The following is a 9,073-nucleotide window of genomic DNA, read 5'->3' on the forward strand; positions in this document are numbered from 1 at the left end:
TGGTTGTTCAAATTGAAGGGGTGACAGATATGGGGATGTCTAATGTCCTTTTTACTTTATTATCATGTATGTTTTTTATGGGATTGGTTGCTTGGTTTTCTTATTTAAAAACAAGAGGAGAAGTAAACGATTCTACAGGTTACTTCCTGGCAGGTCGTGGATTGACGGGGATGTTTATTGCAGGCTCCTTGTTGCTTACAAACCTCTCAGCAGAGCAATTGGTTGGTCTTAATGGGGCTTCTTACGGAAAGAACATGACCAATATGGCTTGGGAAGTTACGGCGGCGTTTGCTATTACAATCATGGCCTTATACTTACTTCCAAAATATTTAGGGGGAGCGTTTACAACGTTACCAGAATTTTTGAGCACCCGGTATGATGAGGGTGTTCGTCGATACACTGTTATATTGTTCATGTTAGGGTATATACTTGTCACTATTCCGTCTACCCTTTATTCTGGTGCTTTAGCCATCTTAAAGCTATTCGATGTACCTGAACTGTTAGGGATTTCATACGGCCAGTCTGTTTGGTTAATTATTTGGGTAGTAGGAATTATTGGTGCGGTATATGCGATATTTGGTGGATTAAAGGCCGTTGCTGTTTCTGATACGATTAATGGCTTAGGCTTGCTTGTCATTGGATTATTGATTCCTATTCTAGGCTTTCTTGCATTAGGAAACGGCAGTATGGTGGAAGGAATGAAGACCATCGCCCTTACACATCCTGAAAAATTAAATGCCATTGGCGGAAGCGATGATTCCGTACCGTTTGGCACCATTTTCACAGGTATGATTTTTGCTAACCTCTTCTACTGGGGGACAAACCAATATGTGATTCAACGTACGTTGGGCGCAAAAAGTTTATCAGAAGGACAAAAAGGGGTTCTTTACTCTGGATTCTTCAAACTGGCAATTCCTTTATTTATGATGATTCCAGGAGTCATTGCGTTTCACTTATATGGAGGTAATTTCGAATCAGTAGATTTGGCATATCCAGCGCTTGTTGCTGACTTGTTGCCGACTTATATGTCAGGTTTCTTCTTAGCGGTTTTACTTGGAGCAGTATTCAGTTCTTTTAACTCCTTATTAAACTCAGCTGCAACCATGTTTGCACTAGATATTTATAAACCAACAATGAATCCTAATGCAACAGACGCGCAACTTATTAAGATCAGTAAAATCTTTGGGGTGTTAATTGCCCTTGTATCGTTCTGTGTATCGCCGCTATTAATGGAAGCGTCTACAGGACTTTGGGATCTGATCCGTCGTTTTACTGGATTTTTTAACATTCCAATCATTACGATTGTGTTAGTTGGACTACTTTCCAAACGCGTTCCGGCACTAGCTGCGAAAGTAGTAGTCATTTTCCACGTAATTACGTACTACATGCTTGTGTGGGGAACCAATCATCTATTTGGGTTTACAGTTGATTTGAACTTTATTCATATTTACGCGATTCTATTCTTTGTGGAAGTTGGAATCATGTTGCTTATTGGTAACGTTAAACCACTGAAAACACCTTATGTATATAAAAAGAATGCAAAAGTGGAGCTTACACCGTGGAAATACTCCTTATTGACAACGGTTATCTTATTAACACTGGTAGTGATGACATATGTTGTCTTCTCGCCGATCGGCTTAGCGTATGAGTCAGCCATTGTTTCGCCGTATTTCTTGCCAATAATAAGCTGTGTGCTCTTCCTATCAATTATCATGAGTTATTTATCCATGAAAGTATGGAACAAAAAATATGAAAACTATCTTGATAAGAAGCAAGAAGAACTTATCAAAAATAAAAAATCAGCGTAAGGGGGACATCTCATGGCAGTGTTCACGGAAAATGATATGATGCAGGTAATGACGGAGAATAATAGTATTACCGTTACATGGAAAGGGGAGGAGATTTTTCATCACTCACCAGGCGCTCCCTTCCTTTTTGTAGGAAAAGGACAAGAGAACGTCAAAATGTTTCGAGGAAACTTTGACATTAAAGATTATGTAACAGAACGTATGGCTCTTCCCTTTATCACAGTAAGGAACGAGAATGACTCAATTGAACTAGATTTTGCAAGTTATCCAAATGGTCCTTCTGTTGTAACTGTTCAATTACTCCAAAATGTTAATGAAGTAAAGCTAGTATTTGTAAAAGCAAACAAGGACATCAACCGTTTTTGGATTCGTCTTAAGGCAGATAAAGAGGAAAAAGTGTACGGGTGCGGAGAACAGCTGACTCACTTTAATATGAGAGGGAAGAACTTCCCTCTATGGACTTCAGAACCTGGAGTTGGCAGGAACAAAAGCACCTATGTAACGTGGCAATCAGATGTAACCGGAATGGCCGGGGGAGATTATTATCATACTAATTATCCACAACCGACCTTTGTATCTAGCAGAAAATATTATTGCCATGTAGAAACGACTGCTTACGCGGATTTCGATTTTAGAAACGAGTCTTTCCATGAGCTTCAAATTTGGGAAATGCCAAAAGAGGTCGTGCTTGAAGGTGCTAATGATTTTATTGAATTGCTTGAAAAAATCACGGATCGCTTTGGGCGTCAGCCAGAATTGCCCGAGTGGACCTATAACGGAATCTGGTTAGGCATTCAGGGTGGGACAGATGTAGTCGAACAAAAATTGGAAAAAGCCCTAGCCAAAGGTGTCAAAGTAGGCGGTGTCTGGTGTCAGGATTGGCAAGGAATCCGTATGACTTCCTTTGGAAAGCGCCTTATGTGGAATTGGCAATGGAATCCGGAAACGTATCCAAACCTGGACACAAAGATTCACGAATGGAAAGAAAAAGGTATTCGCTTCCTTGGGTATATCAATCCTTATGTAGCGGAGGAAGGAAATCTATTTGCTACAGCTAAAGAAAAAGGTTATTTAGCATTGAATGATGACAATGAAGTCTACCTAGTAGATTTTGGCGAGTTCTATTGTGGCGTGGTTGACTTCACAAATCCTGACGCCACAGAATGGTATAAAACGGTCATACAACATAATCTAATCGGCTTTGGATTGGACGGATGGATGGCTGACTTTGGAGAATATCTTCCTACAAATGTGAAGCTGCACAGTGGAGAAGATCCAATGAAAATGCATAACGCATGGCCTACTATGTGGGCAAAGGTAAACTACGAAGCTGTAAAAGAAGCAGGAAAATTAGGTGACGTTGTCTACTTTATGAGAGCTGGCTATACAGGTATACAGAAGTACAATACATTATTATGGGGCGGCGACCAGAGTGTTGATTTTACCTTGGACGATGGGTTAGCATCCGTCATTCCAGCAGCACTTTCAGCAGGGATGCTAGGTAATGGATTGCATCATAGTGACATTGGCGGATACACCAGTTTGTTTGGCAATAAGAGAAACGAAGAGTTGTTGTTGCGTTGGACGGAACTTGGCGCGTTCACACCAGTTATGCGTTCCCATGAAGGCAATAGACCATACGACTGCTTCCAATTTGACGATACTGATCGTTCTCTAGAACAACTTGCAAAAATGACTACCTTATATACAACATTGGCTCCATATACAAAGAGTTTAGTAAAGCAGAATGCAGAAAAAGGTACACCAGTTCAACGTCCTCTTTTCATGCACTATGAAAATGATAAAGCAGCTTATGAAATACAATATCAATACTTGTATGGAAAAGACCTCCTTGTAGCACCTGTGTATGAGGAAGGAGCAAAAACGTGGGATGTTTATCTTCCTGAGGATGAATGGGTCCATGTTTGGAGTGGAAAAGAGTATGCAGGCGGGGATATTACTGTGAATGCCCCAATTGGAGAGCCACCTGTTTTCTACCGCAAGAACTCAGAGTGGGCGAATCTATTCGATAAATTGAAGGATATAAAATAATAGAACAAGGGACTGATTTTCGTTAAAACAGTCCCTTTCTACTAAAATAAAAGGTTATGATATTTACAAAAAGGTAGTAACCTATGCTATACTCAATGTAAGCCTATTCATAAAGGGGAACTAATAATGCTAACTAACAATATTTTATATGTGCCTATCGGAAGAAAAACATTTGATTTAGAAGCAGGCGAAACATATCGTCTTCAGAGCTCTGAATGGTTGAATGCTACTTGTGAAAAGGTTATCGAGCCAAAAGGTATTTTAACTTCTGTAGAGGAATTGGAAGATTTCTTGAAAGAAGCTAAACATGAAAAGATTGATACCATCCTTTATCAAAGTGTCACATTTGCAGATGGTGAATTCATGGTTGAGATATTAAAACATAGATCAGAGCCTGTAATCGTCTGGTCTGTAAGGGAACCAAGTGTAGGTGGGCGATTACGTCTAAATTCTTTAACAGGCGGAAACAGTACAAGTAATGTGTTACGAAATCATAACCACACATTCGCCTTTGTGTTCGGAAATCCAGATGAACAAAAACTTCAGGATAAATTGACAAAACAATTAAAAGTAAGCAAAGTCCTTGCTCAATTAAATGATTTAACCATTGGGGTAGTGGGAGAGCACCCACCAGGATTCTTCTTCTCAGATACAAACGAACAAGAACTAAAAGAAGCGCTTGGTGTGAACTTATATAAAATGGATCTACAAAAAGCATTCAAAGAATGTGTAGAGCTTCCTAAAGAGGAATGGTTACCTGCGATTGAAAGAGCAGAACAGCAAGTAATCGGCTTAAATCGATCAGACGAAACAGTTACGAAATTTGCGCAATTCTCGACTTATATCAAAAAACATATCGAAGCACACGACATACAGGCTATTGCGGTTAGGTGCTGGCCAGACTTTTTCAACGATTTAGGGGCTGCTGCTTGTTCCACTCTATCTCAATTTACAGAAGACGGCGTGGTTTCTTCCTGTGAGTCAGATATTCATGGTTCAGTATCCATGTTTGTTTTACAACAATTGAGCGGTGGAAAAGCACCGTATCTTGGTGACCTTGTCCATGTAAATGAAGAAAATAATTCTGTAGTATTTTGGCATTGTGGTGCAGGAGCGTATTCCTTAGCACGAGAAGAGACGGGCGCAACAGCAGGTGTACATCCAAACAGAAAACTTGGATTCACGATGGACTTTGGATTAAAGGCTGGCGGAGTCACGATTTTCCGTGTGAGTCATACACCAGAAGGATATCGTTTTCTGATCATGAAGGGAGAAGCGCTTGACTCTCCTCAGCACTTCCAAGGTACTTCTGTAGAAGTTGCTTTACAAAAAGATGTAACAGAAACTTTATATGAAGTTATGAATGAAGGATTTGAGCCACATTTTGCTCTCGTCTACGATGACGTTGTGGAAGAACTAGTGGAACTTGGTAGAATGCTAGGCATTAAAACAGAGATTTATGGCTCTTAAAAAGAGTTTGCTTGTCTAAGGGGACAACAAAGGGGTTTTTTATATGCAACAACAAAGTAACAAACAAATAGCACTCTATCTTCAAATAAAGGAAACACTTATTCAGCGGATCCAGGAGAAGATATGGCTGCCAAATAAATTAATACCAACCGAACAAGAGTTGATGAAAGAGTTTGAGGTTAGTAGAACAACCATCAGACAGGCAATTAGCATGATGGTTCAAGATGGACTATTAGAACGGCAGCAAGGACGGGGTACCATTGTTAAATCCCAACAGCTTGTGGGAAATTTGGGGAGATTAAAGGGTTTTGCTGAAGAAGTGTTAGAGCGTGGATTAACACCTTATTCTCAACTTATTAGAGCTGAATTCTCCACCGACTTGTTCCACGAAAAAGCCATGCTTCAAACGGATGATAAATCCATTTTGGTCATTGAACGAATTCGATTTGCAGATAACTTACCCATTGCCTATGAAAGAAGCTGCTGGCCAAAATCAATTGGTGAGAAACTTATGGAAGAAGAGCTGAATCAAGCAAACTTTTATCAAATTCTCGAACAGAATGGTATTGCCTTAAGAAAAGCCAATGAAAAAATATCTGCCATGAATGCTACGATGCATGAAGCGGATTTGCTCGGAATAAGGGCAGGGGAAGCATTAATTGAAATGACAAGGCTTAGTTATGGACTGGACGACAAACCAATGGAGTTTACCAGAACAAAATTTAGGAGCGATCAATACCACTACAACGTGGAACTAACTAGATGATAAAGGGGCTGTAATGATGACAACAACAACTATCTCTACACATGGATTATATATTAATGGACAAGCGGTAGAAACGAAAGAAACCATGGCTGTCACAAATAAATATACACAAGAAGCTGCTTATGAAGTTGCAGTTGCGGAACAAACACATGTAAAAGAAGCAGTACAAATAGCAAAGGATTCATTAAAAGAGGATTTTACTCCATATCAACGTTATCAAGTACTGCTAAAAGCGTCACAGCTATTACTAGCAAAAAAAGAAGAGTTTGCTAAAGTTTTGGCAACAGAAGTAGGTAAGCCTATTAGAGAGTCAAGAGGAGAAGTAGAGCGTGCGGCACAGACGCTGGAAATCTCTGCAGAAGAAGCAAAACGAATCCACGGGGAAGGTGTTCCGGTGGAAGCGGCACCAGGATCTGAAAACCGAATGGCATTCACAATAAAAGTACCAGTTGGAGTTATTGCAGCCATCACACCGTTCAACGTACCTTTAAATCTTGTTTGCCATAAAATCGGTCCAGCATTGGCAGCGGGCAACAGTGTAGTGTTAAAACCTGCAGAAGTGACACCAGTTTGCGCCTATATGTTAGCTAAAGTGCTTACAGAGGCTGGATTGCCTAAAGGTCGATTACACGTACTTACTGGAGACGGTGCAACCATCGGCGACTGGTTGCTAGAAAATGATGATGTAAATATGTTCACCTTTACGGGAAGTCCACGAGTTGGTGAACTGATCCGTCAAAAAGCAGGTCTTAGAAAAGTAGCATTGGAGCTTGGAAACAATTCCGCTACAGTAGTGCACTCAGACGCAGATTTAGAGCTTGCTTCTTCCATGGTAGCTCAGAAAAGTTTCAATAATGCAGGTCAAGTATGTATTTCTGTACAACGTGTGTATGTACATGAAGATGTGTATGAAACTTTTGTCCAACAGCTTAAAGAGAAAACAGAAAAATTTGTGGTTGGCAATCCTTTAGAAGAAACAACCGATATTGGCCCGATGATACGCTTAAGTGAAGCAGAGCGCGTCGAAGCTTGGGTCAATGAAGCAGTGGAACAAGGCGCAACGGTTGTCACAGGTGCTAAACGTGAGGGAGCTTTCTATTATCCTACCATTCTTACAGATGTGCATGATGATATGAAAGTGTGCCGTCAGGAATTGTTTGGACCAGTCGTTTCTGTTGCAACCTATAAAGAAAAAGAGGAAGTCATTGCAAAGGTAAATGATTCTGATTATGGACTGCAGGCTGGGTTGTTCACGAAGGATTTAGGGTTTGCGATGAAGGCTGCTAAAGAAATCGAAGTGGGTGGCTTGATCGTGAATGATGCGTCTGCATATCGAGTGGATAATATGCCATATGGTGGCGTGAAGAGAAGCGGTACTGGAAAAGAAGGACCTAGATATGCAATGGAGGAAATGACAGAAGAAAGAATCGTTGTGTTCAACTTATAATAGTATGGTAAAGTAATAGGATGGCCTGGCTCGGGTTGGTGGAGCCGGGGCTTTTCCATTTATTTAGAGGATTGAGGCGAAAAGGTTTGGCTTTTTTACAAGTACTACTACCTGTATTTATGATATTTGCCATAGGGTTCATTGGTCAGAAGACATTGGGGTTTGATACCAAAACATTGTCAAAGATGGCCTTGTATTTGCTTTCTCCCGTACTGGTATTTCGGACTTTTTATACGAATGCATTCAGTAGTAATCATTTATATATCGTTTTATATACGTTTCTTCTTTGTTTTTCATTGATCGTTTTTGTGTATATGCTATCTTGGATAAAAAAGTTTTCTAGGGCAGAAACTTGCGGGATGATTCTCGCTGCAAGCTTCATGAACAATGGAAATTACGGAACTCCTGTTGCATTATTGCTGTTTGGAGCTGCAGGCTTTGAGTATGCGGTTGTGCTGATGGTCGTGCAATCATTACTGATGGGCACAGTTGGTGTATATTATGCTGCAAAAGGGAGCCCCGAAAATGCTGGCGTAAAAACAGCTTTAAGGGCAGTGGTAAAAATGCCGATTCTTTACGGAGCAATTATTGGTTTGTCCTTCCAGTTTCTTTCCATCCCTGTTTCCTCTTCTATCATGGAGGCGGTCGATCTCGTAGCAAATGCAACTGTTCCTGTCATCATGATCATATTGGGGATGCAGTTGGCTAAGATTTCTATTAAACATGCACCTAAGGAAAAATTGTCTTATGCCATTGGCATTAAATTAATTCTTTCACCTTTAATTGCATTTGGTTTAACTTTGATACTTCCTGTAGATCCAATGGTCAAACAGTTGATGATAATTATGGCTGCGATGCCGACTGCTGCCAATACGACAATGTATGCGTTGGAGTTTAATACAGAACCGGATTTTGTTTCGAGTAGTACGTTGATTAGTACGTTGTTGACTATTGTTAGTTTACCAGTTATGTTTTGGATTGTTTTATAAAGTCAGTTCCTAATATAGGATCTGGCTTTTTTAATATTTGCTACAAGGCTTTGTTGATGTCTGTGCGAAGCGCTTCTCTTGCCTGCGGGCGGTCCAATAGCCTCCTGATATGAAGGTAACTCTTAATACCTCCACTATTTTAATGTTTTTCTTTTGTTTTTGTGTGACTCTTAGAAGAGAAGAGCGGTGATGTTAGCGTTTACGCTAGTCCATACGATGAGACGATCTTCAGGGTTAAGGAAAATGGATCTTACTACTATTTAAGTATGAAAGTAAGCAGAGGGCATGAAGGCTTACTACCACATAAAGACTGTCCTCATTGGCCACGAATGACGACCTTCTACCACAAAAACATACAAAGACTGTCCTCATTGGTTACGAATGACGACCTTCTACCACAAAAACATGCAAACACTGTCCTCATAGCCCCCGAATGACGACCTTCTACCACAAAAACATGCAAACACTGTCCTCATTGGCCTCGAATGACGACCTTCTACCACAAAAACATACAAAGACTGTCCTCATAGCCTCCGAATGA

The 9,073-nt window shown here is 40.4% G+C and carries 6 protein-coding genes; all 6 read left to right on the forward strand.

Annotated features, from left to right (window positions below; genetic code table 11):
* The first annotated feature begins 29 nt into the window (after nt 1–29).
* Nucleotides 30–1,808, forward strand: a complete 1,779-nt coding sequence (locus AAV98_RS18835) for a solute:sodium symporter family transporter (RefSeq protein WP_060667056.1) — start codon at nt 30–32, stop codon at nt 1,806–1,808.
* Nucleotides 1,809–1,820: 12 nt separating this feature from the next.
* The gene (locus AAV98_RS18840) at nt 1,821–3,860 is read left to right on the forward strand and encodes an alpha-glucosidase (protein ID WP_156317861.1); all 2,040 of its coding nucleotides are present in this window, start codon (nt 1,821–1,823) and stop codon (nt 3,858–3,860) included.
* A gap of 126 nt (nt 3,861–3,986) precedes the next feature.
* Nucleotides 3,987–5,330 carry a sulfoquinovose isomerase gene (gene sftI / locus AAV98_RS18845; protein WP_060667057.1) on the forward strand — a complete coding sequence of 448 codons (1,344 nt, stop codon included), beginning with the start codon at nt 3,987–3,989 and terminating at the stop codon, nt 5,328–5,330.
* 43 nt (nt 5,331–5,373) lie between these two features.
* On the forward strand, nt 5,374–6,096 hold the full coding sequence (locus AAV98_RS18850; protein ID WP_060667058.1) for a GntR family transcriptional regulator: 723 nt from the start codon (nt 5,374–5,376) through the stop codon (nt 6,094–6,096).
* Nucleotides 6,097–6,112: 16 nt separating this feature from the next.
* Nucleotides 6,113–7,543 (forward strand): aldehyde dehydrogenase family protein, encoded by a 1,431-nt coding sequence (locus tag AAV98_RS18855; RefSeq protein ID WP_060667059.1) that lies wholly within the window; start codon nt 6,113–6,115, stop codon nt 7,541–7,543.
* A gap of 86 nt (nt 7,544–7,629) precedes the next feature.
* Nucleotides 7,630–8,532: an AEC family transporter gene (locus AAV98_RS18860; RefSeq protein WP_060667063.1), complete on the forward strand. Its 903-nt coding sequence runs from the start codon at nt 7,630–7,632 to the stop codon at nt 8,530–8,532.
* The last annotated feature ends 541 nt before the right edge of the window (nt 8,533–9,073 follow it).

This window comes from Bacillus sp. CHD6a, from assembly GCF_001293645.1.
GTDB lineage: Bacteria > Bacillota > Bacilli > Bacillales > Bacillaceae_I > Sutcliffiella_A.